This is a genomic window from Anaerotignum sp. MSJ-24 (genome assembly GCF_018918145.1).
In the GTDB taxonomy this organism is placed as follows: Bacteria; Bacillota; Clostridia; order Lachnospirales; family Anaerotignaceae; genus Metalachnospira.
This window is the reverse complement of the sequence record NZ_JAHLPX010000005.1, coordinates 229,089-254,933: the sequence shown is the minus strand read 5'-3', so window position 1 is coordinate 254,933 and position 25,845 is coordinate 229,089. Positions and strand designations below refer to the sequence as shown.

16 protein-coding genes and 1 tRNA gene are annotated in these 25,845 nt (G+C 39.5%); 5 read left to right on the top strand and 12 right to left on the bottom strand.

The window, feature by feature from the left end; translation table 11 throughout:
* Positions 1–140 precede the first annotated feature (140 nt).
* The 3 genes from KQI66_RS05515 to KQI66_RS05505 form a co-directional block, all read right to left on the bottom strand.
* A complete protein-coding gene (locus KQI66_RS05515; RefSeq protein WP_216427679.1) occupies positions 141–5,033 on the bottom strand; it encodes a DUF3783 domain-containing protein in 4,893 nt (1,630 codons plus the stop codon).
* 276 nt (positions 5,034–5,309) lie between these two features.
* Entirely contained in the window at positions 5,310–6,173 is an 864-nt protein-coding gene (locus tag KQI66_RS05510) for a DUF58 domain-containing protein (protein ID WP_216427678.1), read from the bottom strand.
* Between the two features lie 10 nt (positions 6,174–6,183).
* Positions 6,184–7,155: an AAA family ATPase gene (locus KQI66_RS05505; protein WP_216427677.1), complete on the bottom strand. Its 972-nt coding sequence runs from the start codon at positions 7,153–7,155 to the stop codon at positions 6,184–6,186.
* A gap of 210 nt (positions 7,156–7,365) precedes the next feature.
* Between KQI66_RS05505 and KQI66_RS05500 the strand changes: the two genes are divergently transcribed.
* From KQI66_RS05500 to ptsP, 4 genes are all read left to right on the top strand, one after another.
* Positions 7,366–8,661 (top strand): AI-2E family transporter, encoded by a 1,296-nt coding sequence (locus tag KQI66_RS05500; protein WP_216427676.1) that lies wholly within the window; start codon positions 7,366–7,368, stop codon positions 8,659–8,661.
* Between the two features lie 124 nt (positions 8,662–8,785).
* Positions 8,786–9,649 (top strand): CPBP family intramembrane glutamic endopeptidase, encoded by an 864-nt coding sequence (locus KQI66_RS05495; protein WP_216427675.1) that lies wholly within the window; start codon positions 8,786–8,788, stop codon positions 9,647–9,649.
* A 120-nt stretch (positions 9,650–9,769) separates the two neighbouring features.
* A complete protein-coding gene (locus KQI66_RS05490) occupies positions 9,770–10,027 on the top strand; it encodes an HPr family phosphocarrier protein (RefSeq protein WP_216427674.1) in 258 nt (85 codons plus the stop codon).
* Between the two features lie 14 nt (positions 10,028–10,041).
* Positions 10,042–11,694 carry a phosphoenolpyruvate--protein phosphotransferase gene (gene ptsP, locus KQI66_RS05485; RefSeq protein WP_216427673.1) on the top strand — a complete coding sequence of 551 codons (1,653 nt, stop codon included), beginning with the start codon at positions 10,042–10,044 and terminating at the stop codon, positions 11,692–11,694.
* A gap of 47 nt (positions 11,695–11,741) precedes the next feature.
* Here the strand turns inward: ptsP and KQI66_RS05480 are convergent, their stop codons facing one another.
* Positions 11,742–12,644, bottom strand: coding sequence for a stalk domain-containing protein (locus KQI66_RS05480; protein WP_216427672.1), 903 nt, complete (start codon positions 12,642–12,644; stop codon positions 11,742–11,744).
* Positions 12,645–12,835: 191 nt separating this feature from the next.
* Here KQI66_RS05480 and KQI66_RS05475 point away from each other — a divergent pair.
* A tRNA-Pro gene (locus KQI66_RS05475) sits at positions 12,836–12,909 on the top strand.
* Between the two features lie 211 nt (positions 12,910–13,120).
* Here the strand turns inward: KQI66_RS05475 and KQI66_RS05470 are convergent.
* The 8 genes from KQI66_RS05470 to ylqF form a co-directional block, all read right to left on the bottom strand.
* The gene (locus KQI66_RS05470; RefSeq protein ID WP_216427671.1) at positions 13,121–17,791 is read right to left on the bottom strand and encodes an S-layer homology domain-containing protein; all 4,671 of its coding nucleotides are present in this window, start codon (positions 17,789–17,791) and stop codon (positions 13,121–13,123) included.
* Between the two features lie 254 nt (positions 17,792–18,045).
* Positions 18,046–19,023, bottom strand: a complete 978-nt coding sequence (locus KQI66_RS05465) for an electron transfer flavoprotein subunit alpha/FixB family protein (protein WP_216427670.1) — start codon at positions 19,021–19,023, stop codon at positions 18,046–18,048.
* A 21-nt stretch (positions 19,024–19,044) separates the two neighbouring features.
* Positions 19,045–19,815 (bottom strand): electron transfer flavoprotein subunit beta/FixA family protein, encoded by a 771-nt coding sequence (locus tag KQI66_RS05460; RefSeq protein WP_216427669.1) that lies wholly within the window; start codon positions 19,813–19,815, stop codon positions 19,045–19,047.
* A gap of 93 nt (positions 19,816–19,908) precedes the next feature.
* Entirely contained in the window at positions 19,909–21,048 is a 1,140-nt protein-coding gene (locus KQI66_RS05455) for an acyl-CoA dehydrogenase family protein (protein WP_216427668.1), read from the bottom strand.
* An 85-nt stretch (positions 21,049–21,133) separates the two neighbouring features.
* Positions 21,134–22,558: an FAD-binding oxidoreductase gene (locus tag KQI66_RS05450; protein ID WP_216427667.1), complete on the bottom strand. Its 1,425-nt coding sequence runs from the start codon at positions 22,556–22,558 to the stop codon at positions 21,134–21,136.
* 179 nt (positions 22,559–22,737) lie between these two features.
* Positions 22,738–23,433: a FadR/GntR family transcriptional regulator gene (locus tag KQI66_RS05445; RefSeq protein ID WP_216427666.1), complete on the bottom strand. Its 696-nt coding sequence runs from the start codon at positions 23,431–23,433 to the stop codon at positions 22,738–22,740.
* Between the two features lie 365 nt (positions 23,434–23,798).
* Positions 23,799–24,761, bottom strand: a complete 963-nt coding sequence (locus tag KQI66_RS05440; protein WP_216427665.1) for a 2-hydroxyacid dehydrogenase — start codon at positions 24,759–24,761, stop codon at positions 23,799–23,801.
* Between the two features lie 129 nt (positions 24,762–24,890).
* Positions 24,891–25,838 carry a ribosome biogenesis GTPase YlqF gene (ylqF, locus tag KQI66_RS05435; protein WP_216427664.1) on the bottom strand — a complete coding sequence of 316 codons (948 nt, stop codon included), beginning with the start codon at positions 25,836–25,838 and terminating at the stop codon, positions 24,891–24,893.
* Positions 25,839–25,845: the final 7 nt, after the last annotated feature.

Below are 25,845 nucleotides of genomic sequence, written 5' to 3'. Positions count from 1 at the left end.
TTCCGTAAATAAATAAAAGACTTCCTTAATATAAAAGCTTAAAAGTACAGAAAAATTTCAGACAACTCTATAAAGACTAAGGGTGAAAAGCCGTTAAAAAGCCATTCACCCTTAATTTTAAATATTATTCTGTCTTAAAATTATTTGTCAAGAAAGTTCATAAATATCTGTGCCGCTTCCGCTCTTGATGCTGTTGCAAGAGGAGCAAGGTTTCCGTTGCCTTTTCCGGAGATAAGGCCTTCGCCAACTGCCCATGTAACAGCCTTTTTTGCCCATGCGGATATGCTTTCCGTATCAACAAATATCGCTAAGTTTCCACTTTCGTTTACGTCCATGCCTTTGTAAAGTGCATAGCTGTATAATATAGCCGCAAGCTGTTCTCTTGTGATAACATCATCGGGTCCGAAGGTATATTCATCGTAACCGTTTACGATATTGTTTTCCTTAGCCCACGCGATTGCTTTTGCATAATATTTATCCGAACTTACGTCTGTAAATGTTGATAAACCTGCATCAGGCTCGTTTTCAATACGATGGAGTACGGCAATAACCATTCCTCTTGAAACACTGCTGTTTACACCGAACTCGTTATTGGCAACGCCGCTCATAATGTTGTTTTCGTAAGCATATTTAACTGCATTATAGAACCAATCGTTTTTATTAACATCATTGAAGGGATTTATGAAACCGTCTGTTGAGGTGCTCTGGTCATCGTCTGTGCTTTCCTCAACAGGCACATATTCTGCCTTTATTTCTACCTTTGATGACGGCATTTCAAATGAGTACTTTCCGTCACCTTCGTCTATAAGCTTAATTTTGTTTCCGTTCTTGTCTGTCACAACAAGGCTATCAAGCTTATATCCTTTATCGGGAGTAACCGTAATTGTTACCTTGCTGCCCTTTGATGCAGATGTTTTGTTTACCTTTACTGTTCCGTTATCAACGTCTGACTTGACTACACTGTAATCCTTTTCTGAGCTGCCGCTTCCGCCGGAAGATGAACCACTGCTTACTTTCTTCCATTCTGCCGTAACTGTTACATTTTCATCAGGCATAACGAATGTTGTATCTGCCGAGCTTTCATCTTCAAATTTAATACCATCAGCTGTCCAGCCCTTGAATTTATATCCGCTTCTCTTGCCTGCGGAAATTATTACTGTTTCACCGGCAAGATATTCTCCGGCACCTGTGTTTGAAGCCTTGCTGCCTTCTACTGTTACTGTGTGTTTTACCTTATCAAGGCTTGTTCCCGTAAGCTCTTTATAAGCTTCTTTTAATGCGGCTGCCGCATCATTGTAATCCTTAGCCGATGCTTCATAGCCGTAAAGCTCCTTAGCCTGATCAAGAACCTCTTTGAACTTAGCCCAGTCCTCAGCCTTATAATCTGTCTCTTTTAACTTTTCAGCCTCTTTTATTACATTGCCTAAAGCGTTCCAAGCCTGCATTGTTTCATGCTCTTCTTCGATTTCGCCGATAAGCTGTTTGAAGCTCCATTCTTTATTTGTTTCTGTTACCATTGCCTTGTGGTCTATAACCGCATCGGCTTCTCTCATCTTCGCAAGGAAGTTGTCAAGCTGTGTTTCACTTAAGCTGCTCATAAGCATGAACTCTGATGTATAGCCTTCGCCTGTAAACTTCTCCGCATCTCCGTTATATCCCTTAAAACCTGCAAGATAACCTACTGTCTGATTAATCTCACTCTTTTCAACCGTTACTGTCTCAATACCCATTTCTTTAAGGATATTTCTTATTTTGCTTCCCTTTACAGTGTCTTCACCGAGATTGAAGAGAAGTACCTTTGCGACAGGAGCTTCTTCATCAGCACCTATTACAGGTACTGAATATGAAAGATAATCAGCCTCTTCGCCTGCCCATTCGGGATGAGGAAGTCTGAGTTTAACAATAAGTCGTTTTCCTGCCTCAAGCACATCAGCCTTAACCGGAATGCTTATTGTTGTAAGGTATTCCTTCTGTTCCTTATTTGCATCGCACTGACCGACACGCTTTGTTATTGTTGTATTTTCATGAAGCTCTTTCTTTTCAAAATCATCATCTGTATATGTTGAAGGGAACTGATAAGCTGTTACATTGCAATAGTAGTCACTCATCTCTGTGTATCCCTTATCATATGTTACTGTTACGGGAATTGTTGTATCTGTTGTTCTCACTGCCGCAACGTCTATTGAAACGGTAGGTGTTGCCCAATCGGGTGCAGCCTCAACAACCTTTACGTTTGAATATACTGTCTTTGTTTTATCGTCCTTAACAAGTATAAGCTTGATAACAAGCTTTGAACCTGCCTCAAGAGGTTTAACCTCTGACTTAAAGCCTATTGACAACTGACCGGGATTATATATATTATCGCCCTGTGCAGCTATCTTGGCTGTGCTTTCGTCAAGTGTATCACCTGTATAGTTGTAAACAACATAGCTTACTTTATCATAGTAATATTTTTCGAAATTGATATAAGCATCCATCTTAGTATCGCCTTCGGAAATATGCTCTTCTCTTATGTATGCTGAAGGCTCTGTAATCTGAGGAGGTGCCTGTATTGTTTTAGAATCAGAAACCTTAACAACCCTGCTTTCTCCTCCATTGAGTGTAAGAACAGCAACAATTTTGTTGCCTGCTGTGAGTGCGTCTGTAAAGCTTACTTTGTTGCCATATTCGCTCGGTGTTACATTTCCTGTATATAAAAGAACATTGTTTTCATTTGTAAGATCAAATTCACCGGCATAGCTGTATGTATAAATATCTAACTGTCCAGTAAGCTCTGCATCATAATCAGCCTTCACATAAATTGCATTATCTGTTGAAAGAGTCTTTGATGATGTTATTTCAACAACGGGCTCTTTTTCTACCTTTCCTGTTATGGGAAGATAAAGCTTATCGCTGTAATTTGTTCTGTCTGTATCAACATCATATTTGTAAAGATATACAAGCACATATTTTCCGGGAGTAAGCTTGCCCTTTGTATCAAATGTATATGTTCCACTGCCTGTATATTTCTTTCCGCCTCCAATGAATGTTGCCGAATCGGGATCAGTATTTTCACTGTTTGCAAGCTTAGCAAATACATAACCGTCTTTATAAGAATCATATCCGTTTACAGAAACCGTAATGCTTTCTGTGTCTGCTGTTATTGTTTCGGGAGAAACAGTGAAGTTATCTCCTTCAACGGCAGCCTTTACTGTAAATGCTGTTCCGGGATAATAATACTGTCTGTCCGCATCAACATCATAGTAGTAGATATACGGAACAATAATATCTCCTGCCTTTAATTCTCCTGTAACAGGTATTTCAACATTATCTCCGCTTACAACAGGACTCTTGCTTCCTACTGAAACAGCACCGCCCCATACATCTACTTCTCCGTTTGAATCAGCTACATAAAGATTTATCATGCCTTTTCCGGAAAGAATTAAATCTGTTTTGCTTACATTAAGGCTTACTGTTTTGTCGCCTTCAAAAACATTTCCGTTTACGGTAAGTACAGGCTTATCAACCTCTGTTTCCGAAACAACAGGCACCGCATTTGAAGTTGCAATAACTGTTCCGCTCTTCATAAGAACAGCCGCAACATATTCGCCTGCCTCAAGCTCCTGAGCAACTGAATTTTTATCAACAGAAACATTTCCTGCTTCCGAAACAGATGTGCTTCCGAAGAAATTCCAATTATCTGTTCCTACATCGTCTAATGTAGCATACTGTCTTACTATAAGCATAGTGCCCGATTCTATGTCACCGGCAACCTCAATGCTTACATTTGTTGCTCCAGCTTTGATTTTTTCTGCATTGATTTTTAATGAAGGTGCAACAGGCTCTTCGGGAATAAGCACTGAATCATCGTGTATTCCGGCTGCCTCATAGTCATTTCCTTTCGGAATGAAAAGCTCCTTATTCTGTAACCAATATACAACCGCACGAACACGATAGCCTGCAAGAAGCGGCTCATTGAGAGTTACTTCATAATTATCAAGATTTTCGCTCACTTGCATGGGCGAAATCATCTGGCGCATATAATCTCCTTCAAAGTCAAACTTCTCGTCCTTAGGATACTGCTGAATTGAAATAGTCATGTGGAAATCCACATTTTCATCCTTTGCATATGCAAGAAGTCTGTCATCTGCCGAAAAGTTGATGTGGAGCTTTGTATCTCCTGCCTTCAATTCTGTATCTGCTATACTTACTTCTGGCCATACATACTCTTTAAAGCCTTCACCATTTTCGTCAACAACGACAAGCTCTCTGGAACGTACCTGTCTGTAATTGTCATCTCCGATGGGAACATTAAGATATGCACTTACCTTCTGGCCTACCTGTAACGGAAGATTTGATTTAGCAAAATTGCATGTATATGTTTCGCCGTCTACTACTCTTCCGCTGTAAAGCACCTTTACTGCACTGCTGTCGGGATCAAACTCGACATTTGCAGGATATGAAATAACTATCATATAGCAGCTTTCAACGCTCTTATGAAGCTTTACATTTGCTGTTAAAGATGTTGCGTCCTCTGTTATCTTGCTGTCTTCATAGCCGTCTATTGTTACTTCACAGCCTTTAAGTATCTGATCGGTAGTCGGTGCTTCCTCTTCTCCACCGCCATGTGATGCTGTTACCTTAATAGGCCCTGCAACATATTCCTGTGATTCTCTGGATGAAGTATCACGAAGAACTGCATATACATCCATGCCTTCTGTCGGTTCTGACACCAAATCAAATGTATTGCTTCCTTCGGTGATGTTTTTATAACCGATAACACCACTTAATCCGTCATATTGAAATAATTTCTCCGGATTATACTCTTCATCACCGTCAATCTGAATTATTTTTGCAAATCCACCTGTTACTGCCTGTCCGATATTTACCTCAACCTTTTTTGTATCAGGTGTTATCGTATCTGTAACAAATGATATACTTTGTGTTTCGGCAAAAGCTGTAAATGCCGCAAACGGAAGCATTGAAACAACCATAAGCAATGCAATTACACAGCTTAAAACCTTTTTTCCAATCTGCTTTTGGAAATTCTGCATTTTAAATACCCCTTCTTTCTTTAGATTTTTGTTTGTCTTAGCTAACATTGCATCTTTTAAAAAACCTTCGTCAACAAATCCCTATTACGCAATAAAAATCTTCTTTACGACATTTTTGCATAAGAATTGTTAAACTAAGGTTTAAAGCTTAAACATTAGCATTTGCTAACATATTCTGTTATATTATACTAACATAATAAACTAATTTCAATTTCATTCAGTCAAAAAATATGCTAAAAAGCCCGTATATTAAAATACGAGCTTTTTCAACTTAAATTATTTTATTATTTCTCCAACCGCCGCCATAATCGGCATAGATGTATCAAAGCTATAAAATGCAGTTTCATTCCTTACCGCAAATTCTCTGAGTTCATTTCTATAATTGTCAAGAGCTTTTTTATATCTGTCAACAACCTCCGGCGTTATTTCAAGCTCTCTTTTTGCATCTGTTTCACTGTCAATCAGCCTTACATTGCCTTTTTCCTGTGGTTCAACCTCGCTGAAATCCAAAATCTGAACCATTATAACATTTTGTTTCTTTCCTTTTAACAGCTTAACAGCCTTATCATATCCATCATTGGAAAAGAAATCCGATATTATAACTGAAACACCGTCACCGAGTCTTTCATTGGCAAGCTGTTCGGAAAACTTATTGAGAAAAGTTTCCCCACCTTTTCTTTCCTCTGCTATGAAATTTACACATCTGGAAAACGCCTGTTTCGAAACAAGTCCGGTGCATTTTTCCAGATTCATTCCGTCAGCAATAAATATATTTACCTTATCGGAATTGTTCAGTGCTATGTATGCAACCGATGCAGCAACTGCCTGTGCAAAATCAAGCTTTTTCTCAAAAAGCCGCATTGACGTACTTCCGTCAAGTATTATATTTATCGAGGCTTGTCTTTCTTCATTGAAAAGCTTTGTATACAGTCTTCCGAATCGTGCATAGCTGTTCCAGTCAACCCTTCTCAAATCATCGCCCTGTGCATACTCACGAAAATCCGAAAACTCTATTGACGAACCCTTTGAGGAGGATTTTCGTGCTCCGGACGAAGGTGCCGCCGAAAGCCTTTTGCGTATGGACATATCCAGCACTTCAAGCCTTGAAAGATATTCATTTGTAAGTATATCTCTAAGCATAGCTTACACCTTATTCCTTAATAAGCTCATCAATTATGTTTTCAACCGTTATTCCGTCCGAAAGTGCGTCAAAGTTGAGGAAAACTCTGTGTCTTAAAACATCATAGGCAACTGCCTTAATGTCATCATACGAAACATTATATCTTCCCGATGCAAGTGCATTTATTCTTGCTGTCTTTATTATTGCCTGTGCGCCTCTCGGACTTGAGCCGTAACGTACATATTTCTTTACCGCCTCCGGTGATGCCTCAAGCTCCGGATGGCTCTTTATTATCACATTCATTGCATATTCCGCAACGGCGTCGGCAACAGGAACCTCAAGTGCCATATCTCGCATTTCTTTTATTTTGTCTGCATTAAAAAGCTTCTGTGCCTGCGCTCCTCTTGTTCCGGTCGTTATATTTACAATGCTCAAAAGCTCCTCTTTTGAAGGGAACTTAACGTCAAGCTTAAATATAAATCGGTCAAGCTGTGCCTCAGGAAGAGGATATGTTCCTTCAAGCTCCAACGGGTTCTGTGTAGCAAGAACGAAGAACGGATCGGGAAGCTTATATGTTGTGTTTCCGGCTGTTACCGTTTTCTCCTGCATTGCCTCCAGAAGTGCCGAATGTGTTTTGGGTGTTGCTCTGTTTACCTCGTCGGCAAGCACAATGTTTGCAAATACAGGGCCTTTTTTGAAGGAAACCGTACCTGTTTCGGCGTCCATCATGTTTGTACCGGTAACGTCGGCAGGCATTAAGTCCGGCGTAAACTGTATTCTCGAAAAGCTTAAATCCATTACTCTTGCAACGGTCTTTACAAGCTGTGTTTTTCCTGTTCCGGGAAGACCTTCAAGAAGTACATTTCCGTCTGCAATCATAGAAATAATTATTTTATGTATTATATCCTTCTGTCCGATAATATCCTTGGATATTTCATCTTCTATTTTTTTAAAATCCGATGCAAAGCCTTTTATTTTATCTTCATCTATGCGGTCAGCCATATTCTTATCCTCCCGAATTATTTAATGACATTTAAAATTTTATTTATCGTATTTCCAGTATATCCTTATATCCACTTTGTAGTCAATCGGCTTAAGGTTTCTTTAACATTTATTTAAGATTTTAATACGATTAATGGATTTTCTTTATATAGCAATAAGCTGTACATTATGGTACAATCAAATTGAAAATATTTCCGAGAGGTGATAAGCTTGCGTAAATTCAGACCGGATAAAAAGTATACCAAAATAGCAATATACAGCTTTATCGTTCTTGCTGCCTGTATACTTCTTTCAAAATTTCTTGACAATGTCGATGTATTTTTTGCATCTGCCGAAAGCTTTGTTGGCAGAATAAAGGATATTCTTATTACTTTTATATACGGTTTCTGCATTGCATATTTCTTTACGCCACTCGTTAATTTTCTTGAAAAATTTCTCGGAAACAATATAAACGGCTTACGCAAGCGTCCTAAAGCTCTGCGTAATCTTACTATATTAATAACCTATACAATATTCATAGGCTGTTTTATATGGCTTATGGTTTATATGATACCTACGGTAGGAAAAAGCTTTTCAATGCTAATTTACACTCTGCCGGATAACCTGGATTCTCTTTCCGAAAAACTGCCGGTTTATCTCGCAAAGCTTGATGAGGAAACAAGAACAACCATTATAAACACAATAATGGAGCTTATAATTCCTCTAAGACAAAAGCTTGCAAATCTTCCGGAGCTTATGGAAACATATATGTCAGAAGGCAAGAACATATCTGATTTTATAAACGGAACAGTGAATATATTCTCGACTGTTATTAATTTTATAATCGGAATAATTATAAGCTTTTATATGCTCTCAACAAAGGAAAGTATTGCCGCCTCATGCAAAAAGCTGTGTCTTGCAATGTTCAAGGAAGATCGTGCGGAAGGGTATATCCACAATATGCAGCGTGTTAATATTATTTTCCAGAATTATGTTCTCGGAAAACTTCTTGATGCAATAGTTCTCGGTCTTATGTGCTTTGTCGGCATGATAATCTTAAAAATACCTTACGCTTTAGTAATAAGTGTTGTAATAGGCATAACCAATATGATACCATATGTTGGCCCGTTCATAGGAACAGTGCCTGCTGTATTTATCGTTTTGCTTGTCAGCCCAATAAAAGCTCTTTGGCTTTTGATCTACATACTGGTAATCCAGCAGATAGACAACTATCTTATATGTCCCAGACTTCTCGGTGATCCGACAGGTCTTTCGCCGTTGCAGGTGCTTTTTGCAATAGCTATTGGTGCATATTTCGGCGGTGCATTGGGTATGTTCATTTCCGTTCCGGTTGTTGCTTCCGTAAAGCTTTTCTTATCTGAGGCCATAAACCGTCGTTATCGTGAAAAATATCCTAACGGAAATCCCGATATTCCCGATGACTATTCAAACGACTGGTCATATGATGAAGATGACATTGATACCGAAATCAATAATGATATTGATGACACAGACAGCACTATTTAATAAAGGAGTTTTTATTTTGTCTAAAGTAAAAAGAGCTTATATAATGTTTTTTATATTCATAGTTTTATATTTTGGAAGTAGTTTCGTATTGTTTTCCATACCCGGCTTAGAGAATATCGATTTAATGCTCTATAACATAATAGGTCAGCTTATTATGTTTATTCCACTTCTTCTGATATGTATTGCGGTTTCAAAGGACAGTGTGAAAAATATATATCAATTCAACAAAGTTCCTGTTTTAGATATTATTCTTGCTATATTCCTTGCATTTGCCATTGAACCGGCAATGTCGCTTTTATCCATGCTTTCGACGATAATATTTCCAAATGAAGTATCGGAATATATGGCTGTTACCTATGATTCACCGCTGATAATATCCGTTATATCAACAGCATTAATTCCGGCTGTATGCGAGGAAATGTTTTTCAGAGGTGCATTGTTTTCACAGTTTAAAAATATTCCGTTAAAAACAGCCTGTCTGCTTACCGGCGTTCTTTTCGGAATCGCCCATTTTGATGCACAGCAGTTTCTTTATGCTTTTGCAATGGGTGCGTTGATGTGCTATGTTGTTTATAAAACAAACTCAATAATACCGACAATCGTTGTTCATTTTACTATAAACTTCAGTCAGCTTATTTTTTCAAGGTTTACAACCGATACCGAATTTACAGAAGAACTCACAAACACAATTACAGAAGCAGCGGCAGCCTCCGAAATGACAATAGGCCAGCTCGTTCTGCCTTATGTACTTATGACTGTAATATCAATACCGCTTATATACATCATATTGAAGTTTATGGGCAGAAGAAGGACTGTTTCTCTTCCTGCCGACAATATGATTTTAACGGACAACGAATTTCTTCCCGTATATAACGAAACGGTTTTTGATTACAAACCTCAGGACGGCTTTGCGGAAAAAGTATTTACTCCGGCATTTTTCGTAATTTTGATTATATATATCGGATATATAGTTCTTACATTTGCATAATCAATACTGAATTTTTCATTCCTATGACTTTATCTGTCATAGGAATTTTTTTCACGCATAAAAAATTCCATATTGCAAAGATTAACTCCATAAACAATTTTAACTCGGAGGATAATCAAAATGACTGAATTTACTTATGCTATAAAAGATCCAAACGGTATTCATGCACGCCCTGCCGGAATGCTTGTAAAGGAATGTGCAAAATATAGCTGCTCCATAACCATTGACGGAAACGGAAAAACCGCCGACGCAAAAAAGATATTTGCAGTAATGGGCTTAGGTGTACGCAGCGGAGATACCATAACGCTCACCTTTGACGGTTCGGACGAAGCTGAGGCAAAAGCCCATATATCCGAATTTATAGGCAAAAATCTTTAAAGGAGGTCGTATATATGCAGACTCTTAAAGGAAACGGCGTATGTAACGGCATTGCCTGTGGAAAAATATTTTTCATAAACAAATCATCCGTCAATATCGAAAGAAAACCGGCAAACGATATACCCAAAGAGCTTAACCGTCTTGAAAATGCTGTAACTAAAGGCATAGAGGAACTTGAAGAGCTTCGGAAGAAAACCGAAAAATCGGCAGACGCCGATACTGCCGGAATATTCGATACGCATATTCTTATGCTTTCCGATGATGATTTCACCAATGACATAAAAAGCTATATAACCGAAAATAAGGTTTGTGCCGAATATGCCGTATCCGAAATATCAAAAAAATATGTACAGCTTTTCAGAAATATGGATAACGCATATTTACGTGAGCGTTCAAGAGATGTTGCCGACATTTCCGAAAGACTTATAAACATTCTTTCCGATACAGAATATAACAGTCTTACGTCAGGAAATGTAATAATAGCCGCCGATGATCTTTCGCCAAGTGAAACAGCCGGCTTTGACCGGGGACACGTTATGGGCTTTATACTCAAGGGCGGCTCTGCCACATCTCATACATCAATACTGGCAAAAACAATGAATATACCTGCAATAATAAATATAGGTGACGCTTTAACTCCGGATTATGACGGAAAAACCGCTTATATAGACGGTTCTGACGGAAAAATATACATTGAACCGGATACAACCACAACCGAAATGCTCGAAAATAAACGCATACATGAAAAAATGCGGCTTGAAGAATTGAATAAGCTCAAAGGCAAACCCAATATAACAAAAAACAGTAAGGAAATAATGCTTTTTGCAAACATAACCACATCGGCCGATGTAGACAGAATTATAGACAACGATGCAAGGGGAATAGGGCTTTTAAGAAGTGAATTTTTGTATATGGACAGAAAAACACTGCCTTCTGAAAATGAGCTTTTTGAAATGTATAAATCCATTGCGGAAAAAATGGACTGCAAGCCTGTTATAATAAGAACACTCGACATAGGTGCAGACAAAAAGACAGATGCTTTAGACTTACCTTATGAAGAGAATCCTGCATTGGGCTGGAGAGCAATACGAATATGTCTTGAACGCACTGATATTTTTGAAACACAGTTAAGGGCAATATACAGAGCCTCGGCATACGGAAACATATATATAATGCTTCCCATGATTATATCGGTTGATGAAGTTGTAAGAGCAAAGGAAATAATTAAAAAAGTATGCTCTGACCTTAAGGCCGAAAACATACCTTTTAAAGAAATACCCGTCGGCATAATGATAGAAACGCCTGCTGCCGCAATAATAAGTGACAAATTAGCCAAGCATGTTGACTTTTTCAGTGTAGGCACAAATGATTTAACACAATATACGCTTGCCGCCGACAGACAAAATCCACATCTGTCCAAGCTTTATACCGCACATCATACCGCAATACTCCGGCTTATAAAGCTTGCTGCCGACAATATACACAAGGAAGGTAAATGGATAGGCATTTGCGGAGAAGCCGCCGCAGACAATGAGCTGTTAAAGCTTTTTATAGCAATAGGTATAGATGAATTTTCGGTTTCCTCCGGCTATCTGCTCCCGGTAAAGGAGCTTATATTGAATACAGATTTAACCGGCTATATCCTTCCAAATGAACTGAACATATAAAAAACAGGTATCCGCATTCAATGCGGATACCTGAAATATTTTTTAGCTTAAAAGAGTTCTAAAGCATCGCTTGTTACATAAGTTACACCGTCAATTAATTCTACGGGAGCAGAAATTTCATAAGCCATATCTCCGTCAACTACAACCTTATTGCTTCCGATTGTAACTTCAGCCTTAACCTTATCGTTTGAAATAACGATCGGCTTATCATTTGCTGTCCATTCAACCTTATAGCCTTTTTCTTCAAATGCTTTTCTTAATGTAACCTTTTCAACGGGTTTTGTTTCTTCAGGTTTTGTTTCTTCGGGTACTTTAACATCAGCATCATTGTCAAGAATAACAACAAAGTCAGGTGTTGTAATAGCAGGAATGCTCTTTGTTGATACTCCGTAAACCACGATAGCCTCTTTGCCCTTAATATCGTCAGCCTTAAGAATCTGCTTTGTTCCTCTTACATCAAGAATCTGTGTATTGTCACCGATTTCGAGTTTAAGCTTATCGTTTTCAAGATTATCATTAAACTTTCCTACAAAAGCATTGTTGTTCATAACTATTGCAACAGCGCCGTTAGTCTGTCCGGGAAGGCTCATTGTCATAGGTGCATTGTTGTCAAGAACAACTGTTACCTCTGTATCTGCTTTGAGTGCTGTAAAATCAGCAAGCTTTGAACCATCAAATACTAAACAGCCGTTTTCAGCCTCGTTTAAAATAATTGTTCCCATTTCGTTGCTTTCGAAAGTGATTGAATAGCCCTGCTCGTTCTTTTCGCAAGCTGTAATTTTGCCTGTAAGTGCAGAATATGCTTCTGCGGCAACCTTTGTTGTATCAACCGCAGTTGTTGTGTCCTTTGCACTGATGAGTACGGGCTCATTTGCAAATGCTGTAACCCCAACTGTTGATATAATAAGAGCTGAAAGAGCCATCGCTGAAATTCCTAAATATTTTTTCATATAAATCTTCCTTTCAAATAATATTTTTTATTTATTTGTACAACCATAATATCATAAAAAATCACATTTGTCACAAAAGTCAGTTTTTCTTAAGAATTTTATCGGTTTGTTTTAAAAATTCGGTTTGATTAAATTTTCTAAAATAGGCCTTGATTTTTTCTTAATAACTGGTTATAATATAAATACTGTGTCGGGGTGTGGCTCAGTTTGGTAGAGCGCTGCGTTCGGGACGCAGAGACCGCAGGTTCAAATCCTGTTACCCCGATTATAAAAAAGTGCCGAAAATCCAGCAATCTTAAGGATTCCCGGCACTTTTGTTTTCTAATAAAAAATTAGTTATTTAATGCGAAATAAGGTTATTAACGTAAAAACGCACGTTAAAACGATTGAGTAAAATTATGTATACTATTGAATTTTTATGTTGTAATAAAAAGCCCAAACTTAATTGTTCGGGCTTTTTTGTATACCTTTAAATATTAATTAATACCAACCTTTGTCCAATTTTCCGAAGGACGTGCGCCTGTATATTCATGCTCATTCGACGCCTCTATAACCTCGTAATAATACCATGCCCAAGGCTCGTTGTCCGGCCAAACCTTGAAGTTCAACAACTCACTGTTTTCGTTGACACCACGGTTAAGAACACGGTTTATTATAGACATTGCCTCGGCACGTGTTATGGGCTGTTCAGGCTTGAATGTGCCGTCGGGATATCCGCTTATCCAATTTGCCTTTGTTGCTGTTGCAATACAGCCGTATGCCCAATGGCTTCTTGAAACATCCGTAAAGCTGCATTCATCCTCCTGTACGCCTATAAAACGTACAAGCATTGCCACAAACTCGGCACGGGTAATGGTCTTATCTCCGCCAAATGTTCCGTCGGGATATCCCATTATGTATTTGCCGTTTGCCATTGATGAAACATATTCGTTATACCAATTATCAGCCGAAACATCGCTGAAGCCATTGATTACTGTCTGGATTTCGTTTCTGCGACTGTCAGTAAGCAAATGATAAAGCATTGTTGCTGTCTCCGCACGTGTAACATTGTTGTTAGGTTTTACTGTACCATCTGTGTAGCCATGAACATAAGCCACATGGTCATCACCGTTTAAGCCCTCGGGAACCTTATAGCCTGTATCGATATTCTCCAAAGAGTTCTTTACTGTTTCCGCATTTTTAACGGCCTTGTCCATATCGTTGCAATAGAAATCAGTTTTTTCAAGCTCTTCCTTATCTTCGTTAAGTGCATAGCCCGCAGGTGCTTTAAGCTCCTTATAATAGAGATCGCTGTTTTCATTTATCTTTTTATAATCTCTTTCAGCAACAGTGAATAATGCAATACCGTTTTTGTCCGATGTTGCTGTTGCAATCTGGTTTCCGTTGAGATAAAGACCGAACTTGGCACCCTTAAGCGTGCTGTTGTCCTCTCCGTCTATCTTTTCAATGGCAAAGTAGTAATATGTTGAAGAACCTTCTCCGCCACCGCTGCCACCACTTACTTTATATGTTACCGTAGGCACGGGGAAAAGAAGTGCATTATACTTATTTCCTAAGCTGTCAACGGGTGTAAGCTTAGCATATTCGTTTGTGGGTACTGTATATTTGCCCTTTGTTTTGCTTGGCTTAGCAAGCTTAATATTGTATGAAAGCTGAACGGGCGCATAGTCATAAACTGTCTCGCCTATGAACCATGTGAACTTATCCTCATCAGAATCATACTCTACCTTAAAGCGATAGTTGGATTCGTCAAGCTCTTCCTTATTGTTACCAAAATATGTTACGTTATCCACTGTCTTGGACTCAAGCTCTTTTCCGCCAACTGTAAGAGTCATTGAATCAGAAACAAAATCGAATTCACTGCCCATCTTGTCCTCAACAGTTGTACCCTCGCCGACAGCATAGAGCATTTCACGTTTAATATCATCAAAATTAAGACTTGCTCCGTCATTGAGATAATTCATAAAGCATTTTGAATCATCTGCATTTCCCGCTCCGGCAGAACCGTCCTTTGTTGCAATTGAGAATACATTGTATCCTGCTTCTCTTATCTCCTGCCATGTATTATTTGCATAGTAATATGCCATATCTCGGTTGTTGGCACTACGCTCTTTAGCCGGCTGTGACTTAAAGTCTTTACTGGGAATTCCATTATTAAAGTTGTTGTCGTATTCGCAATGGTAATCATAATTGTCACCATTGTTTTCCTTGTTTCTGTCCTCAACATCCTTAAAGTATTCTTTCCATGCAATTACGTCAGATGTGTTTTTAGGACGGCTTACATTGCAAGCGTAGTTATTGGGGTTATAAAGTCCATCATCGTTAAAGCTTCCGGCGAAAAATTTATAATTATCTAATGTGTAATATGAACGTGTATTGGGTGTTTCACTATCCCAGTTGCAATCCTTATTATAGAGGTAGGTTGAACCGTCAGATATCAAAATAAGATATTTATTTTTTGCCGGAACAGCCGTATGCTCCTCCAAAGCCTCCTGACCCGCAAGAAGTCCCGAATGAATATTTGAGCCTTCGCTGTGCTTTGTTGTCATGGCTGTTTCTATATCGCTATAGTTTGTGGCAAGATTATACCACTCGGATTTGTATGCTCTCTTTTTAAACTTAACAACGCAAACATTTACCGTTGCCTCACTGTTTTCAATGGATTCCTTAAGATCATCCAGAAGCCCAAGCGCCTTCTTGACCGCATCTGTTTCCGCTGAAGAAGAACCGTCAATAACAAATACTACGTCACTCACAAATGGTTCTTCCGCACTCGGCATTGATAATGTTACCTTAGATTGTTTTCTTGAATTAAGCTCTGTTGCTGTTTTTGAACGTGATACATCAAGCTCTAAATCCTTTGTATCCTCTATTAAGCCTGAGTATCCGCAATAGCCGCATTTTTCTTCACCGTAACGGTGCATTTTTCCGTCACGTCCTGCGATCCATGCACCCCATGTTGTTATAATGTTGTTGTCCTTTTTGCCGTCTGTATAATCATGAGAAACCATCTTTCCGTCTTTCCAAACGATTTCGCCATCAATAGAAACGGTTGCCTGTGTCTTGTTGCCATTGCCCTTTGCTCCCTTTGTAAGGTTATAGCCGTCTGCCACGCCTTCAACCTGGAAAAGCTTTGAGCATGTATACTTATCAGTTTCTAAGCCGGTAATGCTGTGCTTACCTGAAATATTTACCTCATAGTAAGCATTATTGTCCTTAATATTAAGAACGGCTTTACCCGATGTGCTTGAATTTACCGTACAATCTATCAAATTGATAACTCTGGGGTTATCAGCAGAAAGACCTGGCTTATCTTTTTCTAGGTAGTCAGCATAAACATTGACGCACTTTCCGCCACCGTTGAAGGTGCAATTATCAAATGTCATTTCATCTGAGCTGTACGCATCTACGGCATAATCATAAACTGTGAATATAACATAATCTTTTTTAGGACAATTAAACTCACAGTTTTTAAACATTGCCGAAGAATAGCCCCAATAATATGTTAAGCCATTTAAAACACAGTCCTCAACAACTGTCTTGTCAGCTCGTATAAAGCCGAGATAGCCGGTACTTCCCGAACGGAGCAGCATATTTTTAAATGTAACTGTGCCTGCGCCGTCGAAGCTATAGTCTCCGTTGTATTCTGTTCCGTATAAATCAGGATTGGGAACCTCTGCTCCGATGTTCCAAGATGTTCCACCCTCGCCTGTTCCCTGTCCAACAAATTTCAAATCCTTGCCCTTTGTTGAACCTGCACTGTTTATTCCGTAAAGTGTGTAGTTTGCAGCAGAAAGCATAATTGTTGAACCGCTTTTTGCGTTTGCTACTGCCTTGCTCAATGTTTTATAAGCTGTATCCCAGCTTGTACCTACATTTTCGTTGTCATCATTGCCGTTTTTGGCATCTACATATATAACCGATGCTTCAGCCTTGCCGTCCTCGCCGTTCTCGCCATCTAAAACGCTCGGTTCGTCGTCCAATATAGCATCGTTTTCATTCTTGTTGTCCTCAGACTCAGCGTCTATTGTATCCTTAACTTCCTCGCTGTAGCCGCAGTAATCACAAACACGTTTTCCGTCACGGCTCTGTGTGCCGTCCTCGCCTTCGCTCCACTCGCCCCAAGCAACTGTGAAGGCATCGTCGTTTTCGCCGTCTGTGAGCTCATGGGAAGTCATTCTTCCATTCTCCCAAACTATTTCGCCGTCAACAATAACCGTTGCCTGCTTGCTTATATCATTTCCTTCTGCAGCCTCTGTGAGGTTATATCCATCTGTCAGACCCTCAACAGAGAAAAGCTTTGAGCAAGTATACTCGTTGACATCAAGACCCTTTACAGTGTTTTCGCCCGAAAAGCTCACTTCATAGAAAGCTGTGCTATCGTTAATATCAACAACTGCCTTTTCGGCCTTATCTGATTTTACATTGCAATTCTCAAGGCTGATTTTGATAGGATTTTCGGCTGACTCGCCTACACTGTCCTCATCAACGCTTTCACGATAAGCCTTTATAAGATAACCGTCAGCATTGAAAGTACAAGTATCGAATGTTATTTCATCCGAGCCTTCTGTCAAAATGCAATAATCATCCTTGGGACAGTTGAACTCTGTATCTGTAAATGTTGCTGTTGTTCCCCAATATGATGTTTTGCCGTTTATAACACAGTTCTCAACAACTGTCTCGTCAGCACCGACAAAGCCAAGGCCGTCAGTATCGCCTGTCTGCATGAGCATATCTTTGAAAGTAACAGTTCCTGCACCGTCAAAGCTGTTATCGCTGTTAAAATCGGCATCCTCGTCGATTTCTGCGCCGATATTCCATATTGTTCCTTCGTCATCGGCACCCTGTCCCACAAAAGTCAAATCCTTGCCTTCTGTACTGACAGAACCATAGAGTGTGTACTTTGTAGCAGAAAGCATAATAGTTGAACCGCTTTCCGCATTTTCCACCGCCGTGCTCAGCGTTTTGTAAGCTGTCTCCCAGCTTGTACCTACGTCTTCGTTGTCGTCATCGCCGTCAATGGCATCAACATATATTATTGAATCGCCATCGTCCTCCGCATCAAGCCCTGTCGCAAAAGTAGTGGCTGGAACCAATCCTAATACCATTACAAGACAGAGCAATGTGCTTATTATGCGCTTTCGCATAAAGCATCCTCCCTTTAAAATATAATTTATTATTTGAGTTATAAAATATAACTTGTAACAAATATAATTATACATAGAACAAATTATAATTTCAATAGCTTTTGAAATTTTTGGCATAATCTCCACCGAGGAAAGATAATATATATTTGTATTTATTCGCCATATTATTGCAACTTATGCTCACTTTTAGTTTTGGACAAAACAAAAACAGTCCCATGAACTCAATCATGGGACTGCTAAAATCAATTTTTATATCAGCCTTTAAGCTTCTTAACTTCTGCTGTAAGTACGGGAACAACCTCAAGAAGGTTTCCTACGATACCTACGTTAGCAATATCAAAGATTGAAGCATCTTCATCTTTGTTGATAGCTACGATATAGTCAGCACCTGTGATACCTGCAACATGCTGTGTAGCACCTGAGATACCGCAAGCAATGTAAAGCTTGGGAGCAACGCTCTTGCCTGACTGACCGATCTGGTAAGCTCTTGAAATCCAGCCAGCTTCGATAGGTGCTCTTGTTGCACCGATAACGCCGCCAAGTGCATCAGCAAGCTCTTTAAGGATTGCAAAGTTTTCAGCAGAACCAACACCACGTCCGCCGGCAACGATTACGTCAGCCTCTTCAAGGTTTACTGTTTCAGAAATTTCTTTTACAACGTCAACAACCTTAGCTCTGATTGCATCTGCAGCACATGTGATAGGCTCAGCAATGATTTCTCCTGCCTTTGCTTCATCGGGTTCAGCCTTCTTGAAAGCACCTGAACGAAGAACAGCAAATTCAACGTCGCTTTCGCAAACTGCATCGTTAAGGATAGCACCTGCATATACAGGTGATGTGTAAACGATTTTTCCGTCTTCAACAGCAACGCCTGTTACGTTAGCAACACAGCCTGAACCTAATTTTGCAGCAGCTACGGGAGCAAAATCTTTTCCGTCTGGAGTAGCACCAACAAATACAGCATTAGGATTGTATTTCTTAACAAGTTCTACAAGTGCGTTTGCATAAGTATCTGTATTGTATGTTGCATACTGAGCATCGTCAACAGCGATAACCTTATCAGCACCGAAAGCGATAGCCTGTTTTGCAGCCTCTTCAACACCGTTTCCGATTACAACAGCAGTAACTTCTCCGCCGTCAGCAGCTACTCTTGCAGGTGTAAGAATTTCAAGACCTACATTTTTAGCCTTTCCTTCGGCAGCTTCAACATAAACAAAAATATTTTTACTCATTTGAATAGTCCTCCTCCCTTATTATAATACTTTTGCATCAACTAACATAGCGAATGCCTTAAGTGCAGACTCTTCATTAGTTTCTTCTTTGATTTTTACGCCGGCTGATTTCTTAGCAGGTGTATAAACCTTAACAACTTTTACGGGAGAAGCAGCGTTTACGCCTGTTTCAACTACAGGAATGTCTTTCTTTCTTGCAGCCATTTTGCTCTTCATGGTCGGGTATCTGGGCTCGTAATCGGGCTTAATGATACCGAGAACACAAGGTGTTCCGATTTCAAGCATGTTGTAGCCTTCTTCTGTTTCTTTCTTAACTGAAAGAACGCCGTCCTTAGGCTCGAAGCCGATAACGTCAACTACTTCACCATAGCCAAGCTTTTCTGAAAGCTCCTGTGAAATCTGTCCGCAAGCAAAGTCTGTTGATTCTTTACCGCAGCAAACGATATCGAATTTTTTACCTCTAACTTCTTCAAGCTTAGCAACTGCAGCAGCAAGAACTTCGCTTGTAGCAAGTGTATCTGCATCAGCAATAACATCGCTGATGATATAAGCTTCGTCAGCACCAACAGCAAGGCAGTTCTTCATCGAATCCTTAACATTGTCAGATCCGATTGACATAACAACAACTGTACCGCCGTTAGCTTCTTTAAATCTTGTAGCCATCTCTAATGCATATCCATCAAATGCATTAACAACAGGTGCAATGCTATCTACATTGGGTTTGCCATCAGCGTTTAATTTTACTTCAACGTCTGCATCGGGAACCTGTTTAACACAAACTAAAATTTCCATTTAGAAATTCCTCCTCATAGTATTTTATAACAGCAGTAGGCGTACACATAATTGTGCACGTCTACTGTCAAGTTGTTTATTATTTTAAGTTAATTAGAATTTTCCAAGAATGTGGTTTGCAATAACAACTCTCTGGATTTCGTTTGAGCCTTCGAAGATCTGGAAGATCTTAGCGTCTCTTAAGAGTTTTTCTACAGGATACTCTCTTGAATATCCATATCCGCCGAATAACTGGATGCCGTCAAGTGCAACCTGAACAGCGATGTCGCCTGCGTAGCATTTAGCCATAGCAGCTTCCTTACCATAAGGAAGACCAAGTTCATAAAGCTTGTGAGCATGTAATACGAGCTGACGAGCTGTTTCAATCTGGATAGCCATATCAGCCATCTTGAACTGAAGTCCCTGGTTCTTAGCAACAGGTCTGCCGAACTGGCATCTTGTCTTTGTATAAGCGATACCTTCGTCAAGTGCTCTCTGAGCGATACCTACTGCAAGTCCGCCAACGAACATTCTTGCAAGGTCAAGAGTCTTCATAGCTGTTGCGAAGCCTGTACCTTCTGCACCAAGTCTCTGTGTTGCGGGGATTCTTACATCTTCAAGAACAACGTCACTTGTGATTGATGTTCTGATACCCATTTTGTTTTCATGGTTTGTTGTGCTTAATCCGGGTGTACCCTTGTCGACGATGAATGCACTCATACCCTTAAGACCTTTTGATTTGTCTGTAAGAGCTGTGATGATGAAGAAATCAGCAACGGGTGCGTTTGTGATGAAGCATTTTCTACCATTAAGGATATAGTCATCGCCGTCTTTAACTGCTGTTGTTTTTCCTGCACCGGGGTCTGAACCTGCATTGGGCTCTGTAAGACCGAAAGCACCAAGGCTACCGTTTACAACCATGTCACAGTATTTCTGTTTCTGTTCTTCTGTACCTGAAATAAGAATAGGTTTAAGAGCAAGGTTGCTTGCTGCCATTGTTACAGCAAAACCTGCATCTGACCAAGCCATTTCCTCATACATTGCAAGGATTGTTTCTCCGGGAAGTCCGAGTCCGCCGTATTCTTCGGGAACTTCGAGCATCTGGTAACCAAGTTCGATAGCCTTGTCATAAATTTCTTTAGGCCATTCGCCTGATTCATCATAAGCCTTGCACTGTTCTTTTACTTCTTTATCGCAGAAATTCTTAACGTCAGCAACTAAAGCACGTCCGTCGTCATCTAAAATATAAGCCATTTTTAATTTCCTCCCCAAATTATTACAAATAACTACTGTTTATTCAAAATTAACTTCCGTTTTAATTTTAATTAAATTTATCAAATTAGTCAAACTTCTCGCAAACCTTACCGGGATTTAAGATGTTGTTAGGGTCGAATACTTTCTTGATACCCTGCATAAGAGCCATCTTTGTTTCTCCGGCAGCATCCTCAAGGAAGCCAACCTTACTATGTCCGATACCATGCTCGCCTGAGATCTCGCCGCCCATTTCAACAGCTTTTGCATACATTTCCTGCATAACATCGTGAGCCTTTTCAGCGAACTCATCAAGTGACATATCGCCTTCTTTACAAGCATAGATATGAAGGTTACCGTCTCCGGCATGACCAAAGCCTCTGATTGTAACTTTGTATTTATCCTGAAGTGTAAGTACCCAGTTGAAGTATTCAGCAATCTTATCTCTGGGAACAACTACGTCACATTCGTCAAGTTCATCTGTTGCAGCCTGAATTGATTCAAGGAACTGGCTTCTTGCAGCCCAAGCATCTCTTCTCTTGTCAGGTGTATCAGCAACGAATACGTCGAGAGCACCGTTCTCGAATAATACTTCACTGATCTGCTCGCAGATTGCATCAAGCTGATCTCTGTCGTTACCATCGAATGTCATAAGAAGGTAAGCGCCTGCTTCAACACCATCGATAACTTTAGGGAAGTTTTCTTTTTCAAGATACTTCTCACTCATTTCAACAATATCTCTGCCCATGAACTCAAGTGCCTGAGGCTCGAACTTGTTGAGGAAGATCTGAGGTACTGTAGCGATACATGATTCAAGATCTTCGAAAGGAACGATTAAGCTTACGAATTCCTTAGGCATAGGAATAAGTGAAAGTGTAAGCTCTGTAATAAATCCAAGTGTACCTTCTGAACCACAGATGAGGTTGATGAAGCTGTAACCTGAACTTGTCTTTGTTACGTTTGAACCGAATCTTACGATTTCGCCTGTAGGAAGAACTACCTGCATAGCACGAACGTAATCTCTTGTTGAACCGTATTTAACAGCTCTCATACCGCCGGCGTTTGTTGAAACGTTACCACCGAGTGTTGCAAACTTTTCACCGGGATCGGGTGGATACATAAGACCCTGTTTCGCTGCATCTTCAGCGAGATCGTTAAGAAGAACACCGGGTTCAACAACTACTGTAAGGTTTCCAAGGTCATATGATTTGATCTTGTTCATTCTTACTGTTGAAACCATGATTCCGCCGTATTTAGCAACAGCACCGCCTGCAAGGCCTGTGCCGGCACCTCTGGGGATTACGGGGATATTGTTCTCGTTAGCAAGTTTAAGAATAGCTGAAATTTCTTCAGCTGAAGTAGCCTCAACAACTACATCGGGAAGCTTTGTTCCGTAAAATCTCATTTCGTCATGAGCGTAGTCTTCGTTGATTTCGCTGCCTGCAAACGCTCTGCCGGGTGCGATTGCTTTAAGCTGTTCAATAATTTCAGGTGTAACCTTATTAAATTCCATCTTAAATTTCCTCCTTTTTAAAAATCAAATTATCTGTTTACTTAAGACATTGTGATGCATTTACTTAATTTGGTGCTGATTATTATGTTCTGACCGAAGCTACCGATTAAATTGTTTGTTAATAAACTATCGGTATGATGGTCTAACCAGTCATGCTAAAAAAAATTTTCCTGACGGAATTAACTTAAATTTTGTACGTAGTCCAAATGATCAGACATTTTCTGAACTGCCGTACAGCTATCTCCTGCAACCAACGCATCATAAATTTCTCTATGCTGGTTGAATATCGCCACATTGGAACCTTTTTCTTCAAGTGCGGCACTTCTGTTGTAGTTGACTGTTTTTTCAAGTATATACTCAACAAAATTCTGTACCGTTACAAGCATTCTGTTGCCGGTAAGCTCAAATATATGCCTGTGAAACCGAATATCAAGCTGAACGCTTTTTTCGATATCATCGCCGGCACAAGCCATCTCGTCGATTATATCCTTAAGACCTTTGTAAAACTCCACACTGTTGCCTTTAAGTGCTAAGTGCCTTATAGAGCCTTCTTCAAGTATTTTTCTGAACTCCAGCAAATCCCTTTCCGTGTTCTCATTGGCTATAATAACGGGCCAGACCATTGATAAAAACGGCTGTACATTGAAATCCGACACTATCGAGCCTTCGCCCGGTCTGATTTCGATTATACCCATTATTTCCATAACCTTAAGTGCTTCTCTTACGGAAGTTCTGCTTACATTTAGCATCTCCGCAAGCGATCTCTCCGGCGGAAGCTTATCTCCGCATTTGAGGCTGCCGTCATGGATAAGGTCTACTATCTGTTCAACGATGTTTTTGTAAATTTTTTGGGTTTGGACAGTCTTGAGTTCCATGACAACTCCTTTCTTTCCGCCCTAAAAATCTTTTACACATGCTGTCTTACAGAATTGCTTAAGTTATTTAAAAGGGTACTAAAAATAGTACAAAGTGTCAACCGTAATTTTTTACGTATTTGTTACCGTAAATTTATAAAAATTACCCTAAAGAAACGAACCGCAAAAAAATTGTATCAAAATCCGACCGTATTTTTCATACATATGCAGAGTTATTCATCATATCATTATGTCATATTGAACAAATTGCACAAAACAATCTCTGCCGGATTTACCGACAGAGATTAAATAAACTTTAAATTTGATTGTTAAAAATTTATAAAACTTGACAACAAAACAAACTATCCAAAAGGCAGATCGTTAAATTAATATTTAACAACATTAATAGGTTTGCCTTCTAAGTAAGCATATAAGTTATCAAACACTATATTAGCTCTTCTTATCATAGATTCCTTTGACGCAAATGCGACATGAGGTGTAAGGAGTGTATTTTTAGCCGAAAGTAAAGGATAATCCACAGGAATAGGCGGTTCCATATCAAATACATCTATTGCCGCACCGGCTATATCTCCGACATTAAGTGCCTCCGCAAGTGCCGTATTATCAACAACAGCTCCTCTTGCACAATTTATAAGTATAGCACTCTTCTTCATAAGAGCTATTTTTTCTTTATTGATAAACTGCTTAGTTTCTGCCGTTGCCGGAATATGGAGAGATACTATATCACTTGTCTTAAGAACATCATCAAGCTCCATATATTCGATACCGGCCTCAACAGCTTCGGGCTTCTTTGTTCTGCTGTAACCGATAACCTTACAGCCGAATGCCTTGAAAAGCTTGGCTGTCATTATTCCTATTCTTCCCGTTCCTATTATACCGACGGTTTTTGTATTGAGCTCTGTTCCCATAAGTCCGGCACTTGCAAGCGTTCCGCCGTTTCTTACCGCTTTATCACCTTCGGCTATTTTTCTGAGAACGGCTATTGCCATTCCCACCGCAAGCTCGGAAACCGTTTCGTTTGAATATCCTGCCGCATTGCATATCATAACGTCCTTTGCTTTGCAGGCAGTCTGGCCTACATGGTCAATTCCCGTAAAGGCAACATCAAGCATTTTAAGCTTATCGCATTTTTCTATTACGCTGTCCAGAAGCGGATTATTTGCAATCATAACTATTTCGCTGTCACAGGCTCTTTTTAAAAGCTCATCCTTATCCGTAGTCTTATTGTTATAATAAACAAACTCATGTCCCATTTCTTTTAAAGGAGCTGAAAGCTTATCCATTAATTCCGCATCAATTCCTATAGGTTCCAAAAGACTTATTTTCATATTCAAACCTCCTATATAATAGTATACATAAAATTTTAGCATATTTTTCTGTAATTACCTATGTATAAAATTACCGTAAATAAAATAAGTCCATTGTGTATTATTCCAATGGACTCATTATCATTTGTGTTATCTGTTATTCTTTTTCTTGTATTCTGCCTTTCTTGCGGCATCCTTTGCCTTCTTTTCCTTCTCCTCACGAACCATTTTAGCTTCCATTTCGTGAATATCCTCAGGCATTTCCAATGTAATTTTTCCTATTTTTCCGCCTCTGAATTCATCAAGAACTATTTTTGCCGTTCTTTCGCAGTCAGGCTCTCCGCCTTTTTTGATAAAGCCTCTTGAAACGGCTATTTTTTCAAGAACATCATGCGGTTCGTCAATAGTATCAAATTCAACATTATATCTGTTCTTTATAAAATTCGGATTAACAACCATCATAAGATTGATATATTCGGTACACAATGTTTCCGTATCGAGTATATTATCATTAATTGAGCCTATCATGGCAAGCTTAAGCCCGACCTCTTCGTCCTCAAATTTTGGCCAGAGTATTCCGGGAGTATCCAGAAGCTCAAAGTCCTTTTTAATCCTTATCCACTGCTTTCCCTTTGTAACACCGGGTTTATCTCCGGTTTTTGCGGTTGTTTTTCCTACCGTTTTATTTATAAATGTAGATTTTCCTACATTGGGTATTCCGACTATCATAGCTCTTACCGGAACAAAAAGTCTGCCTCTTGCTTTTTCTCGCTCAATTTTATCCTTCATAAGCGTTCTTGCCGTATCAGCAACCTTGTTTACGCCTGTTCCTTTAACCGCATCAGCAAGTATAACCGTAAAACCCTTTGCCTCAAACCATTTTTTCCAGACCTCTGTTTTTGCCGGATCCGCAAGGTCGGTTTTGTTCATTACTATAATTCTTTTTTTGTTTTTTGCAAGATTATCTATATCGGGATTTTTACTGCTGTATGGTATACGAGCATCTATTAATTCTACAACAACATCAACCAACGATATGTTTTCCGACATCATTCGTACGGTTTTTGTCATGTGTCCCGGGTACCACTGTATATTCATATTACAC

Excerpts from the sequence above, each read along its gene's own strand:
- KQI66_RS05515 (WP_216427679.1), bottom strand. The coding sequence starts at position 5,033 with ATGCAGAATTTCCAAAAGCAGATTGGAAAAAAGGTTTTAAGCTGTGTA.
- KQI66_RS05510 (WP_216427678.1), bottom strand. The coding sequence starts at position 6,173 with ATGCTTAGAGATATACTTACAAATGAATATCTTTCAAGGCTTGAAGTG.
- KQI66_RS05505 (WP_216427677.1), bottom strand. The coding sequence starts at position 7,155 with ATGGCTGACCGCATAGATGAAGATAAAATAAAAGGCTTTGCATCGGAT.
- KQI66_RS05495 (WP_216427675.1), top strand. The coding sequence starts at position 8,786 with ATGCTCTATAACATAATAGGTCAGCTTATTATGTTTATTCCACTTCTT.
- KQI66_RS05490 (WP_216427674.1), top strand. The coding sequence starts at position 9,770 with ATGACTGAATTTACTTATGCTATAAAAGATCCAAACGGTATTCATGCA.
- ptsP (WP_216427673.1), top strand. The coding sequence starts at position 10,042 with ATGCAGACTCTTAAAGGAAACGGCGTATGTAACGGCATTGCCTGTGGA.
- KQI66_RS05480 (WP_216427672.1), bottom strand. The coding sequence starts at position 12,644 with ATGAAAAAATATTTAGGAATTTCAGCGATGGCTCTTTCAGCTCTTATT.
- KQI66_RS05470 (WP_216427671.1), bottom strand. The coding sequence starts at position 17,791 with ATGCGAAAGCGCATAATAAGCACATTGCTCTGTCTTGTAATGGTATTA.
- KQI66_RS05465 (WP_216427670.1), bottom strand. The coding sequence starts at position 19,023 with ATGAGTAAAAATATTTTTGTTTATGTTGAAGCTGCCGAAGGAAAGGCT.
- KQI66_RS05460 (WP_216427669.1), bottom strand. The coding sequence starts at position 19,815 with ATGGAAATTTTAGTTTGTGTTAAACAGGTTCCCGATGCAGACGTTGAA.
- KQI66_RS05455 (WP_216427668.1), bottom strand. The coding sequence starts at position 21,048 with ATGGCTTATATTTTAGATGACGACGGACGTGCTTTAGTTGCTGACGTT.
- KQI66_RS05450 (WP_216427667.1), bottom strand. The coding sequence starts at position 22,558 with ATGGAATTTAATAAGGTTACACCTGAAATTATTGAACAGCTTAAAGCA.
- KQI66_RS05445 (WP_216427666.1), bottom strand. The coding sequence starts at position 23,433 with ATGGAACTCAAGACTGTCCAAACCCAAAAAATTTACAAAAACATCGTT.
- KQI66_RS05440 (WP_216427665.1), bottom strand. The coding sequence starts at position 24,761 with ATGAAAATAAGTCTTTTGGAACCTATAGGAATTGATGCGGAATTAATG.
- ylqF (WP_216427664.1), bottom strand. The coding sequence starts at position 25,838 with ATGAATATACAGTGGTACCCGGGACACATGACAAAAACCGTACGAATG.